The 23,701-nt window shown below is 41.9% G+C and carries 22 protein-coding genes; 13 read left to right on the forward strand and 9 right to left on the reverse strand.

All coding sequences use genetic code 11. The features are described 5' to 3' along the window. Positions 1 to 50: 50 nt before the first annotated feature. Together LZG71_RS05290 and LZG71_RS05295 are read left to right on the forward strand one after the other, a co-directional pair. Positions 51 to 350 (forward strand): DUF3817 domain-containing protein, encoded by a 300-nt coding sequence (locus LZG71_RS05290; protein WP_233817717.1) that lies wholly within the window; start codon positions 51 to 53, stop codon positions 348 to 350. An 81-nt stretch (positions 351 to 431) separates the two neighbouring features. Further along, positions 432 to 2,603 (forward strand): DUF5916 domain-containing protein, encoded by a 2,172-nt coding sequence (locus LZG71_RS05295; RefSeq protein WP_255712720.1) that lies wholly within the window; start codon positions 432 to 434, stop codon positions 2,601 to 2,603. A 92-nt stretch (positions 2,604 to 2,695) separates the two neighbouring features. Here the strand turns inward: LZG71_RS05295 and LZG71_RS05300 are convergent, their stop codons facing one another. Together LZG71_RS05300 and LZG71_RS05305 are read right to left on the reverse strand one after the other, a co-directional pair. After that, positions 2,696 to 4,186 carry a leucine-rich repeat domain-containing protein gene (locus tag LZG71_RS05300; protein ID WP_233817719.1) on the reverse strand — a complete coding sequence of 497 codons (1,491 nt, stop codon included), beginning with the start codon at positions 4,184 to 4,186 and terminating at the stop codon, positions 2,696 to 2,698. 589 nt (positions 4,187 to 4,775) lie between these two features. Continuing rightward, entirely contained in the window at positions 4,776 to 5,750 is a 975-nt protein-coding gene (locus LZG71_RS05305) for a polyprenyl synthetase family protein (protein WP_233817721.1), read from the reverse strand. Between the two features lie 296 nt (positions 5,751 to 6,046). Between LZG71_RS05305 and LZG71_RS05310 the strand changes: the two genes are divergently transcribed. Continuing rightward, the gene (locus tag LZG71_RS05310) at positions 6,047 to 6,949 is read left to right on the forward strand and encodes a patatin-like phospholipase family protein (RefSeq protein WP_233817723.1); all 903 of its coding nucleotides are present in this window, start codon (positions 6,047 to 6,049) and stop codon (positions 6,947 to 6,949) included. 105 nt (positions 6,950 to 7,054) lie between these two features. On the opposite strand, the gene LZG71_RS05315 is transcribed toward LZG71_RS05310, so the two are convergent. After that, the gene (locus LZG71_RS05315) at positions 7,055 to 10,195 is read right to left on the reverse strand and encodes a TonB-dependent receptor (RefSeq protein WP_233817725.1); all 3,141 of its coding nucleotides are present in this window, start codon (positions 10,193 to 10,195) and stop codon (positions 7,055 to 7,057) included. A gap of 374 nt (positions 10,196 to 10,569) precedes the next feature. Between LZG71_RS05315 and LZG71_RS05320 the strand changes: the two genes are divergently transcribed. Then, complete coding sequence (locus tag LZG71_RS05320; RefSeq protein WP_233817727.1) at positions 10,570 to 11,337, forward strand: alpha/beta fold hydrolase; 768 nt, start codon at positions 10,570 to 10,572, stop codon at positions 11,335 to 11,337. Between the two features lie 25 nt (positions 11,338 to 11,362). On the opposite strand, the gene LZG71_RS05325 is transcribed toward LZG71_RS05320, so the two are convergent. Continuing rightward, on the reverse strand, positions 11,363 to 11,791 hold the full coding sequence (locus LZG71_RS05325; protein WP_233817729.1) for a hypothetical protein: 429 nt from the start codon (positions 11,789 to 11,791) through the stop codon (positions 11,363 to 11,365). 78 nt (positions 11,792 to 11,869) lie between these two features. Between LZG71_RS05325 and LZG71_RS05330 the strand changes: the two genes are divergently transcribed. The 5 genes from LZG71_RS05330 to LZG71_RS05350 all read left to right on the forward strand — a co-directional run bounded on the left by LZG71_RS05330 (position 11,870) and on the right by LZG71_RS05350 (position 15,974). Next, positions 11,870 to 12,577: an SAM-dependent methyltransferase gene (locus LZG71_RS05330; RefSeq protein WP_233817731.1), complete on the forward strand. Its 708-nt coding sequence runs from the start codon at positions 11,870 to 11,872 to the stop codon at positions 12,575 to 12,577. A gap of 88 nt (positions 12,578 to 12,665) precedes the next feature. Then, entirely contained in the window at positions 12,666 to 13,367 is a 702-nt protein-coding gene (locus tag LZG71_RS05335) for a hypothetical protein (RefSeq protein ID WP_233817734.1), read from the forward strand. 124 nt (positions 13,368 to 13,491) lie between these two features. Beyond that, positions 13,492 to 14,130 (forward strand): MBL fold metallo-hydrolase, encoded by a 639-nt coding sequence (locus tag LZG71_RS05340; RefSeq protein ID WP_233817736.1) that lies wholly within the window; start codon positions 13,492 to 13,494, stop codon positions 14,128 to 14,130. Between the two features lie 24 nt (positions 14,131 to 14,154). After that, positions 14,155 to 14,865 carry a CDP-diacylglycerol--serine O-phosphatidyltransferase gene (gene pssA, locus LZG71_RS05345; protein WP_233817738.1) on the forward strand — a complete coding sequence of 237 codons (711 nt, stop codon included), beginning with the start codon at positions 14,155 to 14,157 and terminating at the stop codon, positions 14,863 to 14,865. A gap of 110 nt (positions 14,866 to 14,975) precedes the next feature. Then, positions 14,976 to 15,974 carry a 3-oxoacyl-ACP synthase III family protein gene (locus LZG71_RS05350; RefSeq protein ID WP_233817741.1) on the forward strand — a complete coding sequence of 333 codons (999 nt, stop codon included), beginning with the start codon at positions 14,976 to 14,978 and terminating at the stop codon, positions 15,972 to 15,974. Positions 15,975 to 15,993: 19 nt separating this feature from the next. Here the strand turns inward: LZG71_RS05350 and LZG71_RS05355 are convergent, their stop codons facing one another. After that, positions 15,994 to 16,353, reverse strand: a complete 360-nt coding sequence (locus tag LZG71_RS05355) for a CoA-binding protein (RefSeq protein WP_233817743.1) — start codon at positions 16,351 to 16,353, stop codon at positions 15,994 to 15,996. A gap of 129 nt (positions 16,354 to 16,482) precedes the next feature. Between LZG71_RS05355 and LZG71_RS05360 the strand changes: the two genes are divergently transcribed. Further along, entirely contained in the window at positions 16,483 to 17,055 is a 573-nt protein-coding gene (locus LZG71_RS05360; RefSeq protein ID WP_233817745.1) for an NUMOD4 domain-containing protein, read from the forward strand. A gap of 11 nt (positions 17,056 to 17,066) precedes the next feature. Here LZG71_RS05360 and LZG71_RS05365 read toward each other — a convergent pair whose 3' ends face one another. Beyond that, a complete protein-coding gene (locus tag LZG71_RS05365; protein ID WP_233817747.1) occupies positions 17,067 to 17,363 on the reverse strand; it encodes an iron-sulfur cluster assembly accessory protein in 297 nt (98 codons plus the stop codon). Positions 17,364 to 17,498: 135 nt separating this feature from the next. On the opposite strand from LZG71_RS05365, the gene LZG71_RS05370 reads away from it, so the two are divergent. Further along, positions 17,499 to 18,017 (forward strand): hypothetical protein, encoded by a 519-nt coding sequence (locus tag LZG71_RS05370; protein ID WP_233817749.1) that lies wholly within the window; start codon positions 17,499 to 17,501, stop codon positions 18,015 to 18,017. Between the two features lie 120 nt (positions 18,018 to 18,137). Then, on the forward strand, positions 18,138 to 20,546 hold the full coding sequence (locus LZG71_RS05375; RefSeq protein ID WP_233817751.1) for an endonuclease MutS2: 2,409 nt from the start codon (positions 18,138 to 18,140) through the stop codon (positions 20,544 to 20,546). A 64-nt stretch (positions 20,547 to 20,610) separates the two neighbouring features. Here LZG71_RS05375 and LZG71_RS05380 read toward each other — a convergent pair whose 3' ends face one another. After that, positions 20,611 to 20,925: a hypothetical protein gene (locus tag LZG71_RS05380; protein ID WP_233817753.1), complete on the reverse strand. Its 315-nt coding sequence runs from the start codon at positions 20,923 to 20,925 to the stop codon at positions 20,611 to 20,613. Positions 20,926 to 21,059: 134 nt separating this feature from the next. Here LZG71_RS05380 and LZG71_RS05385 point away from each other — a divergent pair, with 134 nt between their 5' ends. Next, positions 21,060 to 21,491 (forward strand): energy transducer TonB, encoded by a 432-nt coding sequence (locus LZG71_RS05385; protein WP_233817755.1) that lies wholly within the window; start codon positions 21,060 to 21,062, stop codon positions 21,489 to 21,491. Between the two features lie 38 nt (positions 21,492 to 21,529). On the opposite strand, the gene LZG71_RS05390 is transcribed toward LZG71_RS05385, so the two are convergent. Further along, positions 21,530 to 22,192, reverse strand: a complete 663-nt coding sequence (locus tag LZG71_RS05390) for a Uma2 family endonuclease (RefSeq protein ID WP_233817757.1) — start codon at positions 22,190 to 22,192, stop codon at positions 21,530 to 21,532. Between the two features lie 147 nt (positions 22,193 to 22,339). Beyond that, positions 22,340 to 23,566, reverse strand: a complete 1,227-nt coding sequence (locus tag LZG71_RS05395) for a sugar MFS transporter (RefSeq protein WP_233817759.1) — start codon at positions 23,564 to 23,566, stop codon at positions 22,340 to 22,342. Between the last annotated feature and the right edge of the window lie 135 nt (positions 23,567 to 23,701).

The raw sequence follows: 23,701 nt of genomic DNA on the forward strand, positions 1-23,701 counted from the left end.
AAATTTTATCTTTGCCTTAGAATAATACCTTTTTGAATAAACTTAATATTATGATTCTTTCACTGTTAAAATCATCTCTGGGCCGTCTGCGTATTGTAGCATTTCTTGAAGGAGTATCACTGCTTTTATTACTAGGAATTGCCATGCCACTTAAATATATGGCCGGTCTGCCGGAAGCTGTCCGTATCGTGGGAATGGCACATGGCGTTCTGTTCGTGTTGTACGTTCTGCTTGTAGTACAAGTTGCTATTGAAAGAAGTTGGTCATGGAAAAAAGCAATTTTGAGCATACTGGCTTCTATTGTTCCTTTTGGTACTTTTTATGCTGATGCCAAATGGTTTAAAGAATAAGCGGGGTTTACTTCCCGCTTTTTTAATACCAATTTTCGCCCGCAAAGCGAGACCCCAATACAACTTCCTACTCCCGACATCTTGAAAAAAATTTTACTTCCGCAACTATTCCTGTTTGCGTTTCTTAGTCACGTATTGGCTCAGAAACCCAACGAAGAGTATAAATACCATATTCATCCCGCCTCATCCCCGCTCAGAATTGACGGCGCAGGAGATGATCCCGCATGGGCCAGCACTCAGCTAGCCACTGACTTCTACATGGTTACGCCTATGGACACCAGTTTTTCCCGGTGTAAAACGGAAGTGCGGATGACCTACGACAAACAGAATCTTTATATTCTGGTAGTCAATTTTAAGCCTGTAAATGGTGCCATCATTGTCGAGTCGCTTAAAAGAGATTTTAGTTTTGGGAAGAATGACAATTTCCTTCTTTTCATGGACACATTCGATGACCGTACCAATGGATTTTCGTTTGGTGCCAATGCGGCCGGCGCACCCTGGGACGGTCAGATGGGCGACGGTGGCGCCGTGGATCTGAGCTGGGACAATAAGTGGGTTTCAGAAGTAAAAAATGATAGTGAAAAGTGGGTGTGGGAAGCTGCAATTCCATTTAAAAGCATCCGATACAAACCAGGAATCACGGAATGGGGAATAAATTTCAGCAGACAGGACCTCACCATTTCAGAAAAATCGGCCTGGGCACCAGTTCCGCGACAATTTCCATCGGCCTCGCTGGCTTATACCGGCGTACTTGTGTGGGATACACCTCCGCCCAATCCGGGACCAAATATTTCCCTTATTCCTTACGCTGCAACACGACTTACCAGGGATTATCAAAAAGATACACCTGCAAAATACAAACCTACGGTTGGCGGAGATGTGAAAATTGGTCTCACCCCATCACTGAATCTCGACCTGACCGTAAATCCTGATTTTTCACAGGTGGATGTTGATGTGCAACAAACCAACCTGAACCGTTTCGAACTTTTCTTTCCGGAAAGAAGGCAATTTTTTTTAGAAAATGCGGATCTGTTCGCCAACTTCGGATATGCAACGCTGAGACCGTTTTTCTCACGGCGGATCGGGCTGGGCGTACCCATTCAGTTTGGAGCGCGTATGAGCGGGAAGCTGAATAAGAATTGGCGTATCGGAGTTTTGGATGTGCAGACCGCTTCTCAGGATAGTACCCCGAAAAATAATTATGCCGTTTTCGCCTTGCAGCGTCAACTTTTTGCAAGATCGAATGTCAGGTTTCTCTTCGTAAACCGGGACGCAATCAACTATTCGCATGAAAAAAACGAGGGCACAAATCGCTACAACCGCAATATAGGAGCCGAGTTTAACTTAGCAAGTGCAAGTAATTTATGGACAGGCAAGGTGATGTTTCTGAAATCTTTCACACCGGGGAAATCCAACGACGATTTTTCTCACGCTGCCGATCTGAAATTCAGCAAAGCAAGTTTTTTCTGGCAATGGCAGCACGAATACGTAGGTAAAAATTACAATGCGGAAGTGGGATATGTTCCCAACGCCACACGGATGGGTTATTACAAAATCAGTCCAAATGTAGGTTACCTCTTCTTTATCAAGTCCCCAAGTATCATCAGCCATGGTCCAAAACTGGTAAGTAATGTATTTTGGGACAAACAAAGAAATGTAAGTGACAAGGAATTTATTTTCTCTTATAACATCAATTTCATCAACCGCGCTACCATTTCGGTGTGGGGAGCGAGTAATTACGTGCGGCTATTGCGGCCGTTCGATCCTACGAATTTGGGTGGAGCAACACTTGGAACTGGTACTGAACACAGCTGGAAATCAACCGGATTTGACATTGCATCGGGCCCTCAAAACAGGCTTACTTACAATGCTTCCGCAATTTTTGGCGGTTATTATCAGGGCGGACACCGTAATAATTTAAGGGCAGAACTTGGTTACCGCTTTCAACCGTTTGTAGCTATTGCCATGGCGGGAAATTACAACGATATCCGGTTGCCTGACCCATGGAACAGAAAAGAATTATGGCTCGTAGGCCCACGGGTGGATGTCACATTCACTAACAAACTCTTCTTTACCACCTTTATGCAATACAACAACCAGGCCGATAACATCAATCTTAATTCGAGGCTGCAGTGGCGCTACAAGCCAGCATCGGACCTCTTTCTGGTATACACAGACAATTATCTTCCGGAAAATTTCAGAGTTAAAAACCGGGCTATTGTGTTGAAATTCACTTACTGGTGGAACCTTTAGGGATTGGGGATTTGAGCGAAGGATTAGGAGTAAATTTGCAACTGAACCAATAACATAACGGCCGACTCCAAAAAGAATCGGCCGTTTTATGTTTAATAAAAAACTTCAATATTTTTACTTTTCAGGAGACTGAACTGCTTGTCATACCTGGTTTCCCGATCTTCGGTAAGGAATGGATTCCCTCTCAAATGCAATTTGTCAAGTTGTTTAATAGCCAGTATCTGGGTTGGAAATTCAGTGAAATTATTTGCAGAAAGATCGAGTTCCTGTAAGTTATCAAGGGCTGTAAGTTGTTGTGGAAAATTGGTAAACCAGTTGTATCCCAAATCCACCACCTGAAGGTTTTTCATTTTCACAATACTTCCCGGCAATTTGCTGAGTCGGTTATGATGGGCAAACAGGGTATTCATATTTTTCATTTTACCTATTTTGGCAGGAAGATCAGTAAGTTCGTTATGCGCCACTGCAAGATGGGTAAGCCTCTTTAATTTTGATATTGAATTTGGTAAAACGGTCAGGTTATTATAGTAGAGATCCAAAACTTGCAATCCCTTCATTTTTTTTATTCCTGCTGGCAAAGCTGCAATCTGCGACTTGTAAAAATTGATATCCTTTACCTGTTTTAATTTCCTGAAACTTCTGTTTGTAAGCCCTGTAATCGAATTTCTACCCAACCAAAGCGTTTCCAGCTTTTTGCAGTTCCTTACAGCATCCGGAATATCCGTTAATTGGTTAGACTGTAAATTCAACAGTTTTAATGTCTTGTTTGAAGTCAGTTTCAAGCCATCGTTCCTTAAAATATTTCCGGTCAGTTTTAAATGATTCAGTTTTGGAAGGCGGGAAAGGTCTATGTCCACCTGCTCAATATCGTTGTCAGAAAGGCTTAACATTTCAAGATTGGGAAATCTGTAAATAACGCCCGGTACGGCTTCGAGCATGGCTTTCTCTATGATCAACTCTTTTACTTTCAAAGAGTCTTTAATCGCCAATGCTCCTTCAAGACTTTTGATAACACTGTCACGAACCACCACTTTGTGTTCGGAACCTTTGTTTTCTGCCATAAACTTCTTCATCAGACTATCCTGCCTTGCCACTTCCTTTGGATCCGGCTTGCTGACTTCCAGTACCGTATATACAGACAGCTGGCCTTTTCTGCCAACATGACGGCGCGATACATAATCTGCGAGTTTCGCAGGAAGGCCGCTATCAATCACTTTGCTCAATGAATCCAGATTTTGTTTTGGCGGTGCAGGTTTTCCGGTCTGATTCATCACCATTCGCATGGTTTCATCTACCTTGTAAATGCAATAATCCACCTTGCCTTTGTCATTGAAATAGACCTGTGTCAAGATATATGTCTTCACCCGAATATCCGATCCCAGAACACTGTTGTAGGCGGCATTAAATCTGGTGGACATACTCAGCGGAATCTCATTCCCTACCTCAGGAATGCTACCATAAGTCTTGTCCAACTCTTTCTCCACAATTCCTTTTTTAGCCACATCAGCCTTACTCACTACCACAGGCTGCGCAGCTAATGAAATACTTAACAGCGAAAGTGTAAAAATTATGAATATTCTCATGACAAACATTGTTTAAATGATGTCACAAATATAACTAAGTATTTAGTCGAAACAAGAGTTTTATAAAATTTTCTTATATATAAAACATGTATTTGATCTGTATATGCTTATGGTTGGTGATTTTAGAATGAATCGCAGGGCAGGTGATAGTAAGAGCTTTTAAATCTCAAAAGCTTAATACCACTTTTACTTATGATCCTTGGACTGTGCCGCAGTCTGTGTCCTCACAAACGGCTTTGAGTATCGCATTGTGTCCTAACAACGGCTCGCAGATCGTTTGTGGGGACACAAACGATGGCGAAAAGCTTAATACCACTTTTATTTAGGTATTAATTATGATGTGGTCGATTTATGATACTTGGAAGTGCCGCAGTTTGTGTCCTCACAAACGGCTTTTGAGCATCGCATTTGTTTCCTCAAAACGGCTCGCAGATCGTTTGCGGGAACACAAACGATGACGAAAACGATGGCGAAAAAAAACTTCATACCACTTTTACATTGGTATGACCAAAATAATTGTCACAATTCCTAGGAGCTAAGTAGCTGATAGCAATTAGCCGGGCGGCGTACCGCTATTAGCTTTAAAAAATCACTTACTCCTCTCAATAGTATATTGAACGAGCTGTTCCAGAGAACGGCGGTGCGGGGAATCGGCGAATTCAAACAGCAACGCCCTGGCTTCTTCCACGTAGCGTTCCATTACCTGTTGCGCGTATTTTAATCCACCCGACTGTTTCACGAAGTCGATTACTTCGTTCACTTTTTTGGGTTTATGGCTTTCATTTCGGACGATATTGATAATGCGACGTTTTTCCAACCAACCAGCCTGGTTGAGTGCATAAATTAATGGAAGAGTCATTTTTTTCTCTTTGATGTCAATACCAAGAGGTTTTCCAATTTCATCTTCGCCATAATCAAACAGGTCATCTTTGATCTGGAAAGCCATACCCACCTTCTCTCCAAATGCATGCATCCGCTTCACCACTTCTTCACCAGCACCAACGGAACAGGCTCCAACAGCACAACAGGAAGCAATAAGCGAAGCCGTTTTTTGTTTTATGATCTGATAATAAACACCTTCATCGATATCCAGTCTTCTGGCTTTTTCAATTTGCAACAACTCACCTTCACTTAGTTCACGAACGGCAGTGGAAACGATTTTTAAGAGATCAAATTCCTGATGATCAACTGACAACAATAACCCGCGTGACAGCAGGTAATCTCCTACCAATACGGCAATTTTATTCTTCCAAAGTGCATTTACAGAAAAGAAGCCTCTTCGATAATTCGAGTCGTCGACCACGTCATCATGAACGAGCGTAGCGGTGTGAAGTAACTCAATTAAGGCTGCGCCCCGGTAGGTTGATTCCGTCACATTCCCACAAACACCTGCCGACAGAAACACAAACATTGGCCTGAGTTGTTTCCCTTTCCGCCGAACGATGTAATTCATGATCTGGTCAAGAAGCATGACGTCACTCTTCATAAATTGACGAAATTTTTGCTCGAAAGCTTTCATTTCATCGGCAATAGGAAGTTGTATATCCTTTATTGAAAGGGTCATATTAATAATCGGGGGGCACTCTAATCCCTACTGGTGTGAAAAGCTGGTTGCAGAAACCAAAGTTAGTTATTTAAATAAACCGGTTTCAGGATTCCAATGTTCAAATTTGGAATAAAATCTTTTGTTTATACCAATTTTAGAATGAAAATGTTTAGAATTGAGAAAAAAAGAATGTGAATGGCGAAAAGGCAGACTTTGTTCTTTTGCTTCTTTCCTTCCTTCTGAATCGAATTCAACGATATTTCCTTTACAAAAAAGCTGAAAGCAAATTGCTAACGGCTCACAGCTAGTACAATATGAAAGCACTCGTCCTGGGCGGCGGATCAATGAAAGGGGCATTTCAGGTTGGGGCGATCCAGTCTGTTCTCGAAAGTGGATTTGAACCGGATATGATCTACGGAATATCGGTAGGCGCACTTAATGCAACATTTTTAGTCAACGAGGCCGAACGTCAACGAACGGACTCCGGGAAAGTCAACTGGCAGCTGGTAAGTCGTCGTTTACTGGAATTCTGGATTAAAAATATCACACATCCACAGGATATTTCAACCTTACGTTCTCGCGTGATGCTTGGCGTAAATACGCTGATGAGCCGTTTTGATGGTTTGCTTGATCCTTCCCCATTGCATAATCTGATCAGGCAAAATGTCAAAGATGAGTTGCTGGAAAAGAGCCTGATAAAACTTAAGGTTGGTGCAGTAAATATTGAGAGTGGAGAAATGAAATATGTCTCTCCAAGTGACGGCCACTTTCTGGACTATGTACGCGCCAGCTCATCCATACCCATGCTGATGCCGGCAGTTGAAATCGAAGATGATTTTTACCTTGATGGTGGACTCAGAGAAGTAATTCCCATACGACCCGCACTGGCCGATGGCGCAACCGAGGTTGTACTGATCGGTTGTCATTCGCCGCACTTGTACCAACCCGAAGGTATCAATGCTCGTAACCTGATCACCCTCATTGAACGTATCAGAGACATCACAGTAAATGAAGTTGCAAATAGCAACATTATATGGGCAGAATCCTTTGCAGAACGGGCAAACCTGCGTGGCACTCCCATGAAACTTACAGTTATCCGCCCAACATCTCCACCCGTTCTGGATCTGCAACATTTCACATCAGACGACATTTCAAGATTGATTGTGGAGGGTTACAAGGCTGGAATTGAAGTTTTAAGGAAGAAGGTTGTGGTGTAGATAGTATGCTTTTTACCATTACGAAGTATTGCCGCAGTAACGAAGCGGGGCCGTCTCAAGATTTGAGACGGCCCCGCTTCGTTACAATTTATGTTGCCTGGTCATTTAGTTAAACGTGTAACGCAAACCAAGTTGTGCCTGCCATCTTGAAGACAGGTCGTTAACATTCCACGCATCTTTGTTTGCAGAAGTGAATGTGTAACCAGTAGTTGAAGGGTTAAGCAATCCCAATGCATCATTACCTACGCCATAGCTACGTCCCCATTCTTTGTTAAGCAAATTTCCAACATTGAAGATGTCAAAAGTAATTTGCAGGACATTGCTTTTAGTTCCGGTTTTGATTCCAAGATCTTGTACCAATCTAAGGTCAAAGTGATTTTCCCAAGGAGTTCTTGCTCCATTTCTATCTGCATATTTACCTCTGTTGTCGTTAAGGTAATCATTGTTCTTGATGAAATTATCAAGGTTTGTCCACTGCTCAGCAGCAGTAACAACTTTGCCGCTAACAGTTGCATCTTTCAATTTAATCTGGCTCTGGTTAGCAGGAATAAAGATCAGGTCATTAGAAAACGCACCGTCACCATTCAAGTCAATTGAAGAGTTGTTAACAAATGAGAACGGTGATCCAGAACGTCCTGCGTAAAACAGGCTGAATCCAGTTCCTGACAACTTGTTGCTACCATAACGGAATGTATATCCAACGCTTGCAATTACGCGGTGGCGCATATCAAAAACAGAATATGTCAAAGGAGGATTGTTTGCATCCTGTGTGATCTGAACAAATTCCCAGTTCGACAAGGCAGTACTACTAGCTCCATCGTTCACAGACTTTGCAGCACCATATGTATAAGCTACGCTTGAAGTAAGTCCATTTAAGAAGCGTTTCTGTAACTGAGCAGTTGCAGTGTAAGTGTAACCTTTGTTCGAATTTTCTAACAAAATCACGTTAGTGAATGCGGAGTTTACTCTACCACCTGTGTAAATAGGACGTGCGTCAGCTCCACCTGAAAGATCTGGATTCAACGTTCCGGTTGCATCTTTTCTATTCAAATCCTTATAAACAATGTTGTTCAATGTTTTAGAATAAATACCCTCCAGAGTTGCCACAATACCACCAGGTAGTTTGAAGTCACCAGCAAGGTTATATCTTAATACCTGAGGAATTTTGAAGTTAGGAGAAACCAGGTTTATCTCAGCAGTAGTACCAGCAGGCCCTAAGTTTCTTTGGTTTGCAATTTCTGGATCAAAACCTTTACCTCCATTAATTGCGGTTGTTCTTGCATCAACAGTACCGAACAATTTACCACTGTTTGTAAACTGGTTAGACAACCAAACGAATGGAACCCTTCCAGTAAATATACCAATACCACCTCGTAACTGTATACTACGGTCACCTTTAACATCGTAGTTAAAACCTACACGTGGAGAGATCAACAATTTACCGCTGGGTGTTTCGTCTGTACGATATCCTGCATATGTTTGCTCAACAAGTTCGTTACGAAGCGGTTTGTCCGGGATAATCGGTACATCAAGACGAAGACCCGCCGTAAGCTTAAAGCCTTTGAAAGCTTCAAATTCATCTTGCGCATAAAAACCTAATTGCATCGCGTTGAACTTAGAAGCTGGTTTGTCGTCACCAGGAATAACTGAGTAAGTTGCTCTAACCCTTGCCGGTACATTATTGAAGTAGTTCTCTACGCTTGTAAAATCCCATCTTCCGTTATAGTTGTTGATAAATAAGTTACGGAACTTGAAAAATTCGTTGTGAGTACCAAATGTAAACAGGTGTTTACCTGCGGTCAATTTAATATTGTCAGTAAATTCGAAAATATCCTGATCCAATTCATTTGCAGTAGAACTTCTCTGAGATCCAAACTCAACGGAGTTTGTACTGATACCATCTACATTGGTGATTGTGATCTGAGGGAACAATGAACCTAAAATCTGCCGGTTATCTCTTATGCGGGAATAACCAAGAATCAAGTTATTCGATAGTTTATCAGACAACTTCGACCTAAGTTCCATAACAGTAATGTTCTGAGTATTATTGAACTTATAACCATTGTTCCCAAATCTAAAAAAGGTTCCTGAGCGGTTGATGTTGTCGTCAAACGCCTTGATATAATTGTGGCGTAACGTAAGCTGGTTATTGGCATTGATATTCCAGTCCAATTTCACTAAAACCTTATTATTTTCTGTCTTAGCATTTATTGGACCATATCCACCTACATCATAACCGTATTTTTCTTGTGTGAAATCTGCAATACTTTTTGCTGTCTCAGCCGAAATAGCTGACTGCGCTTCTCCTGCATTATTTGCAAGTGGGGCGGAACGACGTCCCATTTCAGCATTAACAAAGAAGAATAATTTGTTTTTAATCAAAGGAGCTCCGACGCGGAAACCTAGCTGGGTATCTTTAAAATCAGCCTTTGCATCAGTAAGGACGTTTTTGCCAATAATGTTTTGGTTTCTTCCGAAATAGTAAATTGATCCTTCTACATTGTTTGTCCCTGATCTTGTTACAGCATTGATACCACCGCCGGTGAAGTTACCCAATGTGACGTCATAGGGAGCAAGAACAACCTGAAGCTCCTGAATCGCGTCCAAAGAAATAGGCTGGGTATTAGCTTGAGAACCAGGAGTTGCATTTCCCAATCCAAATACATCATTATTTACAGCACCATCAATGGTGATGTTATTGTAACGGTTATTGATACCTCCGAAGGAACTACCATTAGCTTGTGGAGTTAACCTTGTAAAATCCTGAAGACTTCTGCTGATTGTTGGAAGCGTTTCTAGTTGTTTCTTTCCAATATTGGTAGACGCCCCGGTTTTTCTGTCGTTTAAAAGGTTGTTAGATGTAATTACAACTTCCTGTAATTGCTTACCTTCTTCTCTCAAAACTACATTATAAACAAACTTTTCACCAAGCTGAAGAGATATATCCTTATCTACATGGTCATTAAACCCAATAAACGACACTGTAACTGTGTATGGTCCACCAACGCGAAGGTTATTCAGGTTGAAATTTCCGTCAGCAGTAGTAACAGTTCCGTATTTTGTACCAGTCGGCTCATGCACTGCAATAACTGTTGCTCCTGGCAAATCTGATCCATTAGGATCGCTTATCCTTCCACCAATGGAAGACGTAGTCACCTGTGCAACGGCATAACCACCGAGCAAGGTCAATGAAAACACGAACAACGCCATAAACGCTGCCCTGAAAAGTAAACTTTTCCTGTTCATAAAATTGGGGATTTGTTTGAAACTTGTGATAGGATGGTTCATTTATTGATGAACTAATTGTGCCGTAAAATAAGTTTTTTTTTCTTTCATAAACAAAGTACTCCATCCTACTAAAGTGCTATACTATTTCGCATAAACCCCTGATTTATTGAAATAATACAGAATTCTATCTTTAAAATGACAAGCTCTCCGATGTTAAATTTTCGTTAACAATCCAGCCCTTATATTCTTTTCTTTCCAAGAATTACTGCCGACCTTTACCGCTATTGCAACAAACATCATTTGCACTTTCAATTTTGTTAATAATAAGATAAAATACACTTCTTTAAATCGTCAGAAAAAATATTTAAGGAAATGAAAAACTTTTTTTCAGAATGAATCTTAATTTCAAAAAAATAGGAGAAGCTGGTCCGGCAATTGTTATACTTCACGGCGTTTTTGGTTTTTTAGATAACTGGCTTACAGTAGGTAAGGCCATATCTGATCATGGTTATCAGGTTTATCTAGTAGATCAGCGCAACCATGGGCGTTCTCCGCACGCGGGAGGGCTTAATTATGAAATTTTTGCAAACGATCTGAAAGAATTTCTGGATCAGCAAAATCTAACCAACCCTATATTGCTTGGGCACTCCATGGGTGGAAAAACTGTAATGGAGTACGCAGTACGTTTTCCGGACACTTATGAAAAACTGGTAATTGCCGACATCGGCCCCAAATCCTATCCTATTCATCACAGAAAAATAATTGAGGGATTGAATCAGATTCCCGTTGCTGAAATCGAAAACAGACAGCAGGCAGACGACATCCTGGCGGAGTACGAACCGATATTGGCAGTGAGACAGTTCCTTCTGAAAAACCTTTACAGAAAAGAGGAAGGAGGATTTGGATGGCGTTTCAACTTGCCACTGCTCACCAGGGAAATGGCAAATGTGGGTGCCGCAATAGAAAGTACCCAGCCTGTTGAAGTTCCGACGCTTTTCATGCGTGGCGACCGCTCCGATTACATTCTGGATGAAGACTGGGAAGGGATTCTTGAAATTTTCACAAATGCACGGCTTGACACCATCGAGAACTCAGGACACTGGATACAAGCTGAACAACCAAAAGCTTTTATTGCAAGTCTGCTCAATTTTCTTGGCTAAGCAGAACTGGTTTCTATTTAAGAAATTACCTGCGAAGATATTTTAGCCTTGTTCCGTCACAATAGGTGATGATCAATTGATTTCCTGTCCATTCCAAATCCCAGGTTGGACAGGAAACACATTCTATCAATGCACATAAAGGATTAACTATCAACGAAGAATTGGGTTTTACCTCAATAAGGTTTTTGTTGATCAGCAATGAGGTTGGTGCACAACACACCGAAAGGCTGTCCGTATCAAGTATTGAGCCATTACCTAAAATGATGCGATGATCTTTTGGAGTAGCTTTTGCATCCTCCCAATATTTCTTACCAAATGAACCCGCCTCCTTTTCTGAAAGATGCCACACTCCTGCTACGGATTCGGCAAGTGCATCTGAGGGCACATGCATGGAATCCTTTTGACAGGACAGGGTAAGGAATAAAAACAGTAAAATAGATAGTTGTCGTAACATAGCATTTAACTTTGCCTGTTAATATGATACGATATCGACCCGAAAGGTTGGAAACAAGATTAAATTAAGTGCTTAATTATGAATAATCCGTCAGCTGTATCGCTGTTTCTTATACCCTGCGTACTTGCAGAAGACACTTCCTCTAAGGTATTGAGCCCACAAATTAGAGACGTGATATCGCATGTAGACGTTTTTTTTGTGGAGAATGTCAGAACTGCACGAAGGTTTATCAGTTCACTTAAATTGGGAAAGGTAATCGATCAGATCACTTTTTACGAACTCACGAAGGATACTCCCTCCGGCGAAACACGGGAACAGTTGCTTGGACTGACTCAGAATGCCGGTGTGTTATCGGAAGCGGGATGCCCTGGTGTGGCAGATCCTGGTGCCGTTGCTGTCAAAATCGCCCACGAAATAGGTATGGAAGTGGTACCCCTGGTTGGTCCTTCTTCTATATTACTGGCGTTGATGGCCTCCGGCATGAGCGGACAATCTTTTGTGTTTCATGGCTATTTGCCAATTGACAGAGCGCTGCGAAGAAAAGCGCTGCAACAGCTGGAACGGGATGCTAATCATAATAATCAGACTCAGATTTTTATGGAAACGCCTTTCCGCAATAATCAGCTCATGGATTCAGTTTTAGAATCATGCCAGCCAGATACGCTGTTGTGTCTAGCGGCCAGCATCACTGCCGGGAATGAATTCATCCGGACCTGGCCTGTAAAAAAGTGGAGAAAGGAAAAACCCGACCTGCACAAAAGACCGGCCATGTTCCTGATTGGTTAAGGCAAAACAGAAAAATGACTTTCGCCGATCGGCCATACAAACCGTTTTGGATATTTAATTAATGTGCTTGCAACAAAAACCAGCATTCATGAAAAAGTGGATTACAATGGTGAGCTTGGCAATGTTTACCGGATTATTATCCTGCAACAATGACGCCAAGCTAAACGGAATTATTACTATCGAATCTGAATTCGAAACCACTGTTGAAGATTGGCAAAGCGGCTTTTCGGGATACAGTAGCTCCACGCCCGATTCTACACTTCAGTTGACACTCGACCGGGCCCGCCTGCCAGGTATTCTGGATTCGACGCGATATGGCATAAAGGCTGAAAGTTACAATCGTGGCGACGTCATGTTCATGTTTTTGAAGAAAAGAGTATCGGGATTAAGACCTGCTACAACTTACCTTGTAACTTTTGACATGACCATCGGAACGCAATACGCCGATAATGTAACAGGCGCTTCCTCCGGGAATGATACGTATATAAAAGCGGGCGCATCAGTGAATGAACCAACAATTAAACCGGAAGGTGGAAAATACACGATCAGTATAAACAAGGGTAACCTGTCCGGTGGAAGTTCGGAAATGGCTGTGATGGGAAATATAACCAATGGAACGAATAACAACCAATACCGTCTTGTGACACGTAGCAACAGAGATCAGCCCATCACTGTCACTGCTGATGCAAATGGTGAGCTATGGCTTTGTATTGGTACGGATTCGGGCTTCAAAGGATTGACCACCTTATTTTACGATCGCATTAAAGCAGAACTGACTTTACAGAACTAAGGACGGCACAAGCATAACACAAGCGATACATTCAATGCTTAGTAGCCGGATACCTTTTCCAGTGCTATCAAACAGTTTCGTAACTTCGCCTTTCCATTTAATAAAACATTGCGGCTGACAAACCATGATACAAATACAATCTTTTACGTTTAATCCATTTTCTGAAAACACATACGTACTTTACGATGAAACCGGAGAAGCGGTGATTGTGGATCCGGGTTGTTATGATGCCGAAGAGTTGGAAGAACTTTACAATTATATTGAAACCAACAAACTTAAACCTGTTGAGATCATCAATACGCATGCACACATAGACCACGTATTAGGTGTTCATGCTGTAAAAACGAAGTATAACATTCCATTTGCTTTGCACAAAATTGACGAACAGCTACTTAAAGCAGTAAAAACTTACGCTCCCAACTATGGTTTCCCGAAATTTGACGAACCGGAAATTGATCGTTATCTGGTTGAAGGGGAATCGGTCAGGTTTGGAAATTCCGAGCTGAAAGTGATTTTTGTTCCCGGCCATGCACCTGGCCACGTAGCATTTGTGAGTCATGAACAGCGTTTTGTAATTGGAGGCGATGTCCTTTTTCGTCAAAGCATTGGCCGTACCGACCTTCCCGGAGGAGATTTCAATACACTGATAGAAAGTATTCGCATGAAATTATTCACCCTGGATGACGATTACACCGTTTATGCAGGACATATGGGACCGACAACAATCGGTTTTGAGAAAAAGAATAATCCATTTTTAAAATAACCGACCAGGTTAGTCACCCTCATCATGATCCGTCGAAATTTACCCAATGCACTCACCTGTGGCAATCTGCTTTGCGGCTGTATAGGTGTAGTTGAAGTTTTCCATAACAACATTCTGATATCGTGCATGCTGATCGGCATCGCGCTGATTTTCGATTTTTTTGATGGCTTTTTGGCAAGATTACTCAAAGTAAGCTCCCCCATTGGGCGGGATCTGGATTCGCTGGCAGACATGGTCACATTTGGCTTGCTTCCGGCCGTGATCGTATATCAGTTGCTCATGCAAAGTATTCCGGATCTTATGGGAATTTGGAAGGCATACCCTGCATTCCTGATCGCCATTTTCTCAGCAATTCGCCTGGCAAAATTTAATAATGATCCACGGCAGAGCGACTCGTTCATTGGTGTTCCAACACCCGCCAATGCAATGCTGATCGCTTCACTTCCTCTAATACTTCATTTCCATGGAGACCAGTGGAAAGACGTGATCATCAACACCAATAATTTATTGATATTAACCGTCGTGATGTCGCTGCTTCTGGTTTCAGAGATACCTTTGCTGGCATTAAAATTCAAAGCGTTTACATGGAAGGGAAATGAAATCCGTTTTTCATTTATTCTCGCATGTGTTTTACTGCTTTTGACCTTGCACATTTTGGCAGTACCCATTATAATTGTGTTATATATTGTAATTTCAATCTGCTCAAACTTCGCTAAAACAAAAGAAGCAAATTGATTCGCATAAAAAATTTTATTGTAAACATTGCGCTTGGAGCAACCCACGCAAAAAATAATGCTTTAAACCGACCTGACTAAACACTTAATATTCTACTCCCGACTCTTACTATGGCTTACTCCCGAATTACCGGTCTTGGATACTATGTTCCCGATAATGTGGTTACCAACAACGACCTTACCAAATGGATGGAAACTTCTGATGAATGGATCCAGGAACGCACCGGAATAAAGGAACGCAGGTACTTTGAATTCGGGAAAGACACCAATTACAGTATGGCAACGGCTGCTTCCCGCCAGGCACTGGATCGTGCCGGAATCACTGCTGACGATGTGGATGTGATCGTTTACGCCACCATTACGCCCGATTACTTCTTCCCGGGTTCGGCCTTTTTGATGCAACGGGAGCTCAAAATGGACGGTAAACCGGTTATTGACATCAGGGAACAATGTTCAGGATTTGTTTACGCGCTTTCCATCGCGGATCAGTTCATAAAGTCGGGCATGTACAAAACGGCTCTGGTTGTAGGTTCGGAAATACAATCCTCATTGCTCAATAAAAGTACGGCAGGAAGAAACACTGCAATTATATTTGGAGATGGCGCAGGAGCGGCCGTAGTTCAGGCAACCAGCGATCCCGCACATTCCATCTTGTCTACCCACCTGCATGCTGATGGGCGATATGCGGAAGAATTGTACATGAAAGATCCCGGAAGTAGCCGGGAACGTCCATTCAGCAAAGAGTTAATTGATGAGGGCGGCTTTAATGTATTCATGAACGGCAATGCAGTCTTTAAACACGCCATTGTAAAATTCGGGGAAGTGATCCAGGAGGCTCTCACCGCCAACGGTTACCAATCTTCCGATGTGAATTTGCTGGTACCGCACCAGGCCAATATCAGGATCAGTGATTATGTACGCCAGCAAATGGGTCTATCTGAGGATCAGGTTATTAACAATATCCAACGATTTGGGAATACCACTGCCGCCTCTATTCCGATTGCCATGGCCGAAGCATGGGAGAAGAACAAATTCAAAGAAGGTGATCTTGTGTGCCTGGCTGCTTTTGGAAGTGGGTTTACGTGGGCCTCGGCATTGATCAGATGGTAAAGAATTGCTCATCCGGAAATTAATATTGCCCGGATGCCAACATAACCAGTGTGCAAGCCTGAACTGGTATGATATTTTTAGAATCCAGTATGGTTTCAAATTCAGGATTTTCTGTACCAGGATTAAAAATCACACGTTTAGGATTAAGTGAAATAATGTAGTCGTAGTATTCCGGCTGGTGACTGGGGTTTATATAAAGCGTAACTGTATCTATATCGGCCCAATTAATCTTTTCGAGATTAATATCTTTTCCCAAAACAGAACCTTTCCTGCGACCAACTAAAAATATCGGATGTCCTAAGGAAGTTAGCCTCTGTGCTGCCAGATAAGCGTATCTGGATGGATTAGAAGACGCTCCTACGATCAGGGTGTTTTTCATGATGGTGTAGTTAAATGTATACAATGAGAATAAATGTTCTCACAAAAGGAAACGAGCTTGATCTGTAAAATGTTTCCACTTGATAAATTTAACCAGGTAAAAAAATATTAATTATTTATATTATTTACAATGAACGAGTCAAATGTAAGTCGGAGTTACTGGAACGAAAAGTGGGCTAGAATTAAATTCGACGAAATCGAAAATGCTCCTCATTACGAAGTTTCCAATTATGGAAGACTTAAGAGTTTTCAGAATAATCCCAAGGACGGAGCGATTATAAAGGGCTCGGTTATTCAGGGATACAGGTCGCTGAACATACGGGTAACCGGAGGGAAAACCATCAACAGATACGTCCACAAACTGGTAGCTGAGTATTTTGTTGAAAAGCCGAGTGATGATCATGCATTTGTAATTCACAAGGATTTTGAAAAACAAACCAACTACTACGAAAACCTAAAGTGGGTCACCAAGGCGGAGATGATTGAGCATAACAAGGAAAACCCGGCTTTCATTAACAGGGTTATTCCACGCCGCACAAAGAATTACAAACTCACTGAAAGCAAAGTCAGGATAATTAAGAAGTTATTGAAAAACGATAACAACCGATTGAAAATGATTGCAAAACAGTTTGGCATCACGCACACGCAGCTAAATCGCATCAGGTCGGGAGAGAATTGGAAACACGTAACCATTGAAGAATAAACCACTTGATATTACTTGTCGGCAGGTGTTGAGACCGTATAACCGCTGCCGTTCATTCCCTCCTCATAATCCACCGAAAGGCCCACCACATACATGAGGTGCCTCCTGTCGATGTATACCCTTACACCATCAATGAGATATAACTGATCAAACTCGGATTTAGTGTCGAAACCAAGCAGTACAGTACCACTGCACGCGCCTCCTTTAATACCGACTCTTAGACCATAGGTGTCGGGTATTTTGTTTGCTTCCAGGGTTGAGATTATTTCGGCTTTCGCTTTATCAGTAATTTGGATAGGATCTTCCATTGTAAAAAAGGTGCATTACAAGTCACCTAACATCAATTTACACGATTGAATTCGTTTTATTCAAATAATCTTCCTTCTAATCTTAGTTATCTTGTAATTTTGGCTTCATTTAGCCAATAACTAGTGCAAAGCGCCATGGAATACTATCTTTTACTAACGTCGGTCGTTCTCGGGGTCGGTGTTATTTATGGAACCTACCTCACTATTACCACTGTTGCCGATAAAATTTTGCAAAAACAGAAATGGGATTCGCGTAATAAAAACACAGAGATCATTCTTCCCTTGCGTTTGCAGGCTTACGAACGCATGTCGTTATTTCTGGAAAGAATAAGCCCGTCGAGCCTGTTACTCCGCCTTGTACCGTCAGCAACAAATGCTTTGGAGTTACAGCAATTGTTGCTCAATGATATTCGGGAGGAGTACAACCATAATGTTGCGCAGCAAATCTACATGAGTAACAACGCCTGGGAACAAATCGGCCATGCCATGAACGAAATCGTTGCAGACATCAATAAGGCGGCATCCGAGGTTGCTCCGGAGTCGCCTCCGGCAGATTTAGGGAAGAAAATTTTTGCGATTGTCATTGCAAGAGAGGTACAGCCAACAACCGTGGCTCTGAAAATTCTTAAAGACGAGATTCGTGAGATTTTCTAAATGAACCAATTAGATAACAAATCCATTATTTGATACGGAATAAACGACAGCATTTAAGCTGCTTAAAATAAACAGAACTACACAGCTTTAAGCGCAAGTTTAAAAGCTCCTGAAAAAACAATGTTATACCCTGGTACAATAGAACAAAAACTTGGTTTCGACAAACTGCGCGATTGGCTTAAAGATGCTTGCATCAGCCCGCTGGGGCAGTATTTTGTTGAAAAAATAAGATTTTCTGACAATTTCGGACTGGTTGAAAAGCTGGTGAGCCAGACAGCCGAAATGAGAAAGATTATGGAGATTGGAGAAAATTTTCCGTCTCAGAATTATATTGACGCTACTCCTTATCTTAAAAGAGCATCTATAGAAGGAATGCTTCTCACGCAGAGTGAGTTTTCCGATCTTAAAGTTTCCTTACAGACGATAAAACTGTGCATCCGTTTTTTTGAAAACCAGGAAGAAAACGCTTTTCCCTTACTGGCGGAATACTCAAAAAATGTGCGGGTTGACAAAGCCATAACCGATGCCATCGAAAAGATCATCGACGATCGCGGGCAAATACGGGATTCAGCATCCACAGAACTCACACGGATTCGACGCAGGCTGATTTCAGAACAGGCGGGCATTCGCAAGAAGCTGGACACCATGCTTCGCTCCGCAAAAAGCAACGGCTGGATCAGTGAAGATGTATCGCTTACCGTACGTAACGGCCGAATGGTGATTCCGGTCTCATCGGAACATAAGCGTAAACTGAAAGGCTTTATCCATGATGAATCGGCGACGGGTCAGACCGTTTTTATCGAACCGACTGACGTCTTTGAATCCAACAACGAAATTCGGGAACTGGAATATGAGGAACGACGGGAAATTAACAGGATCCTGCTCGAACTGACAAGTCGGCTAAGACCATTTGTTCCGGATTTACAAAAAGCCTATCAATTTTTGGGGCTGATGGATTTTTTGCGTGCCAAAGCAAAACTGGCTGCGGAGATGAATGCGATTAGTCCCGCATTTGAAAACAGACAATTTATTGATTGGCGGGAAGCCCGGCATCCGCTCTTACACCTTTCATTCCGAAAACAAGGTAAAAAGGTAGTTCCGCTTAATATAGAACTGAAAGATAAAGAACGCATTCTGATTGTTTCGGGACCCAATGCAGGAGGAAAGTCCGTGTCATTAAAGACGGTTGGTCTGATCCAGTACATGTTTCAGTGCGGTCTGCTTGTTCCCATGCGGGAAGACTCTTCCATCGGCTTTTTTCAAAATATCTTTATTGATATTGGTGATGAGCAATCCCTTGAAAATGATTTGAGTACGTACAGTTCTCACCTCACCAACATGCGCCATTTCCTTACGCTTGCTAATAAGCGGACGCTTTTTCTGATAGATGAATTTGGAACTGGTACAGAACCTGGTCTTGGCGGAGCTATTGCGGAAGCGATACTTGAGGACCTTACAAAGTCAGGCGCTTTTGGTGTTATCAACACACATTATACCAACCTGAAAGTACTTGCCGATAAAACCGACGGGCTCGTAAACGGAGCAATGCGTTTTGACGGCGAACATCTGGAACCACTGTATCAGCTTGAAATTGGCAGACCTGGGAGTTCATTTGCTTTTGAGATCGCGTCAAAAATAGGTTTGCCCAAAGGCATTATCAATCGTGCAAAAGACAAACTGGGAACCCAGCAGGTCAATTTTGAAAAATTACTGAAAGAGCTGGATATCGAGCGTCGTGTTTTCTCGGAGAAGAATATTGAACTGGGTATAAAAGAGCGCAAACTGGCCAAACAGCTTGAAGATTATACCGCCTTAAAGTCCGGACTGGAAACCAACGAGAAAAAGATCGTAAACGAAGCAAAGCAAAAAGCCAAAACGCTGATTGCTGACGCTAACCAATTGATTGAGAATACGATCAGAGAAATAAAGGAAAATAAGGCTGAGAAAGAAAAGACGAAAACGGTTAGGCAGGAGCTGGAAAAATTCACTAAAAAAAGTCTGGAACCGGAAGCTCTTCCCGAAACTGCGAAACCCGAAGATATTTATGAGCCGGAAGAAGGTGCGATTGTACCGGGCAGTTATGTACGCATTGCTGGTCAAACCGCTATTGGAGAAGTGATTAGTCTGAGAGGTAAGGATGCGGAGATCCGGATTGGCGATCTTAAGTCCACCATCAAATTGAACCGGCTTGAACGGGTAAGTAAAAAAACGTACAAGGCAGCTACCGGTGAAAAGAAGTTAAAAACCAGTTCAAAAGGCGTTGACCTGAATGAACGTATGATGAATTTCAGCTTCAATCTTGATATGCGTGGAAAACGAGGCGAGGAAGCATTAGGTATTGTGGATCAGTTCATGGATAATGCCATTATGCTCGGTTATGACGAATTACGAATTGTTCATGGCAAAGGCGACGGCATTCTGAGAACACTGGTGCGCAATCATTTACGTGGCTATTCACACGTAGCAGGTATGCAGGATGAACATCCGGATCGGGGCGGCGCAGGCGTTACAATTGTAAAAATGAAATAGCGAGAGTCAGATTGAATATTTTAAAATGTCAGTACCCGGAAGAAACCGGATACTGACATTTTTTTTACCATGTGAACCGCCATAGAAATGCCAGTGCAAGAGGCACTAAAATCGCTATACTTATTTTGATAAAAAACCGCCTGTCTGAATCAAAAATTGCAAAAAACAAGGTGGATATCAGATAAAAAACAGATATCCAAAGCAACGCAAAATAGGTAACCATCGGCCCTGTCATGCAACGCATTTCTCCCGATGCTGCTTGCACGGCGCTGATACGGATAAACGCCGCAATGAGAAATATCCACAATCCCAGGTAAATGACATATGTCAGAATCGCTAAAGGATGTCTTTTCAATTCAGAAATTGTAAGCATGGACATTGTCTATCAGGTGTTAATATTTTATAAAAATAAAACATCTTCAATAATAATTAAAAAAACTATATTTAATTTTCTTTAATATATTACATTTATTATCTCATGCCTTAAAGATCATTAAAAGCTAAATGGGAACCATGTATAAGACTACCAAACTCTTGTTCATTCTGCTTTGCTTAACGGCACTCACTTCTCATATGGTTCATAGTCAAACACTAAAAAATTCGGAAGAAAACAAACAATCCGACGAAAAGATATTTCTGGTTGTGGCGGAACAAGAACCAGAATTCCCGGGTGGAAGAATGGCAATGACTAAATTTATTAACCGTAATATGCGCCTGTCAAAAGTCCCCTCAACTAAAAACCATTTGGGGAGAGTTTTTATCTCCTTTATTATTGATACTGATGGGAGCTTGCAGGATATCTCAATTAAGCGAGGCCTAAGTTCTGAATATGATCATGAGGCAATCCGAATTGTAAAATTAATGCCAAACTGGAAACCAGGCCGACAATCAGGTAGGGTGATACGTATGAGATACACGCTACCAATTGATTTCCGAAAAAAGTAAACAGAGCTGGTCAAAGATGGGCTAAAAACCGGAGAATACTATTTCATCAGACTCTGCAAAGTATCCAGGTTTACTTTTTGATCAAAAACTGCCCTCACTGGAATCATAAACCCTTCTATGACTTCGCTGGTTATGAACTGTTTAGGGTTAATCGGTGCCTGAGCTTCATATTCCATCAATTCTGCATCCAAAATATATTTCTCAACTGACTCTTTAACAGGATCAACAATCCAATATTCAGTAACGCCGTGAGCCGCGTAATCTTTGAATTTAACTCCTCTATCGCGTTCCTCCGTACCTTTTGACAGAACTTCAACAATCAAGTCAGGAGCGGGATGTTGCATTTGGTTTGCATGAAAATGAGCGGTCTTTTCCTTTGTCCAAAAGCAAATATCCGGTTCGTAATCATTCCTGCTGAGCGAAACCAAAGCTTTTTCAGAATCCACCTGCCCAAGTTCATGAGAAAGTACATACACACTTAAAAGTCGAAAAAGATTTCCAACTACATTCAAATGGCTCCTCTTTACGGGTGAATGCATGATAATTTCTCCATTGATGAATTCTGCCTTTTGATCCTCTTTAATCCAATCATAAAATGCCTTTCTCCTCTCAGCTTCATTGGCAAGAGCGGTCTGCACTTTTTCCATGATGAAAATAACATTAGGTTCATCAAGAAGTTCACCAACAAGATCCGACTGCATATCCAAGATGTTTAATACAACATTACAATCAAAAATAATTAAATAATTATCTCAAAACAACAACCATTTATTTGAAAATCCCCTCAAAAAACAAAGGTCGCCCCGATTACTCGGAACGACCTTTGACTCAATTAATCTCTATACTTATCAGTGAGCTGCAACCCCTGCTGGTTTTTTACCTTTCATCCAGAAAAACAGTATACCGAAAGCTACGATCAATACAGCTGGAAAAGCGATCATCGTGCTTAGCGTAGCCTGACCTGCTGCCAGTTCCAACTGGTCTCCCGTTAATCCAAGAGCAGCTTTTTCAGCAGTATCTGCATCAATCCACCCACCGATAATCGGTTGGAAGATTGCAGTAGATAACATACCTACTCCACCAATGATCGACATACCCAATGCACCGCTCAAAGGCACATGCTGAGCAACAAAACCAACCATTGTTGGCCAGAACAAGCCCACACCAAGTGCAAATATAACGGCAGCAAGGTATGCAGTTGGACCAGTAACAGTGCTGAACAGATAAATACCGATCGCAGTTAAAATGGATGCAGTCCATAAAATTCCTGTATCACCCAACAACTTAACAACCGGAGCGGCAAAGAACCTCATTACCGCCATAAGACCAGTAACCAGGGCCAAAATCAACATCGGACTTGCACCGCTCTTGCTCATGATCAAACCTGTCCATTGCTGTGGTCCAAATTCTGAAATAGCGGTGAACATCATGCAAACAAAAATGAACAAGAAAAGCGGCGTGAACATGGCTTTGATATTTTCACCTATCGAGCTAACGCCATCGATATGTGGTTTCGGAAATGCTTGTCCCCAGAAAAGGAAAGCATATACAACTGTAGGGATCATGATCACCCAGATTTGAGCCTGCCATCCAAGATTCGCGTCAGTCATGAACTTCGAAATAAGACTTCCTACAACGATACCACCGGGGAACCACATGTGGAAACGATTCAGCATTTTATTCATTTTAAGACCCGAGTACGCATCGGCGATCATTGGGTTACAAGCAGCCTCTGTACATCCGTTTCCAATTCCAATAAAGAATGTGGAAATTAACAACCCGGCATAACCACCGGAATAGATTGTCATTAAAATACCAATTGTGTGGCAGACAAAAGCTACCTGCATAATAATACGAGGTCCAACAGTATGGTAAACCAGTCCACCAATCACCATTGATATCGGGAATCCGAGAAAAAACATCGAGTTGATAAACCCAAGCTGCGCAGCAGTCAGATTAAATTCCGCTCCCAATTGTGGAAGAATCCCAGCCCTGATACTGAAAGAAAATGCTGTGGTAATAAGCGCAAAACAACTTGCGTTAAAGAGCCTTGTGCTGTTAACTGGTTGAGTCATGAGACCTGAGGTTGAATATTTAAATGTGATAGATTAAGAATTTTGGGATCCTACTTTTGTTGTAGATTTTCACAAAAAAAACAAATAGTTGGCAAATCTACTATTCAATTCGTTAGTTGCACCACGTTTTTTACA

Source organism: Dyadobacter sp. CY312, assembly GCF_021390535.1.
In the GTDB taxonomy this organism is placed as follows: Bacteria; Bacteroidota; Bacteroidia; order Cytophagales; family Spirosomataceae; genus Dyadobacter.

Bases quoted from the DNA above. Each gene is read 5' to 3' on its own strand.
- LZG71_RS05370 (WP_233817749.1), top strand. From the start codon at position 17,499: ATGGAATACTATCTTTTACTAACGTCGGTCGTTCTCGGGGTCGGTGTT.
- LZG71_RS05325 (WP_233817729.1), bottom strand. From the start codon at position 11,791: ATGTTACGACAACTATCTATTTTACTGTTTTTATTCCTTACCCTGTCC.
- LZG71_RS05390 (WP_233817757.1), bottom strand. From the start codon at position 22,192: ATGCAGTCGGATCTTGTTGGTGAACTTCTTGATGAACCTAATGTTATT.
- LZG71_RS05360 (WP_233817745.1), top strand. From the start codon at position 16,483: ATGAACGAGTCAAATGTAAGTCGGAGTTACTGGAACGAAAAGTGGGCT.
- LZG71_RS05335 (WP_233817734.1), top strand. From the start codon at position 12,666: ATGAAAAAGTGGATTACAATGGTGAGCTTGGCAATGTTTACCGGATTA.
- LZG71_RS05395 (WP_233817759.1), bottom strand. From the start codon at position 23,566: ATGACTCAACCAGTTAACAGCACAAGGCTCTTTAACGCAAGTTGTTTT.
- LZG71_RS05350 (WP_233817741.1), top strand. From the start codon at position 14,976: ATGGCTTACTCCCGAATTACCGGTCTTGGATACTATGTTCCCGATAAT.
- LZG71_RS05365 (WP_233817747.1), bottom strand. From the start codon at position 17,363: ATGGAAGATCCTATCCAAATTACTGATAAAGCGAAAGCCGAAATAATC.
- LZG71_RS05380 (WP_233817753.1), bottom strand. From the start codon at position 20,925: ATGTCCATGCTTACAATTTCTGAATTGAAAAGACATCCTTTAGCGATT.
- LZG71_RS05385 (WP_233817755.1), top strand. From the start codon at position 21,060: ATGTATAAGACTACCAAACTCTTGTTCATTCTGCTTTGCTTAACGGCA.
- LZG71_RS05315 (WP_233817725.1), bottom strand. From the start codon at position 10,195: ATGAACAGGAAAAGTTTACTTTTCAGGGCAGCGTTTATGGCGTTGTTC.
- LZG71_RS05340 (WP_233817736.1), top strand. From the start codon at position 13,492: ATGATACAAATACAATCTTTTACGTTTAATCCATTTTCTGAAAACACA.
- LZG71_RS05300 (WP_233817719.1), bottom strand. From the start codon at position 4,186: ATGAGAATATTCATAATTTTTACACTTTCGCTGTTAAGTATTTCATTA.
- LZG71_RS05305 (WP_233817721.1), bottom strand. From the start codon at position 5,750: ATGACCCTTTCAATAAAGGATATACAACTTCCTATTGCCGATGAAATG.
- LZG71_RS05320 (WP_233817727.1), top strand. From the start codon at position 10,570: ATGAATCTTAATTTCAAAAAAATAGGAGAAGCTGGTCCGGCAATTGTT.
- LZG71_RS05330 (WP_233817731.1), top strand. From the start codon at position 11,870: ATGAATAATCCGTCAGCTGTATCGCTGTTTCTTATACCCTGCGTACTT.
- LZG71_RS05375 (WP_233817751.1), top strand. From the start codon at position 18,138: ATGTTATACCCTGGTACAATAGAACAAAAACTTGGTTTCGACAAACTG.
- LZG71_RS05290 (WP_233817717.1), top strand. From the start codon at position 51: ATGATTCTTTCACTGTTAAAATCATCTCTGGGCCGTCTGCGTATTGTA.
- pssA (WP_233817738.1), top strand. From the start codon at position 14,155: ATGATCCGTCGAAATTTACCCAATGCACTCACCTGTGGCAATCTGCTT.
- LZG71_RS05310 (WP_233817723.1), top strand. From the start codon at position 6,047: ATGAAAGCACTCGTCCTGGGCGGCGGATCAATGAAAGGGGCATTTCAG.
- LZG71_RS05355 (WP_233817743.1), bottom strand. From the start codon at position 16,353: ATGAAAAACACCCTGATCGTAGGAGCGTCTTCTAATCCATCCAGATAC.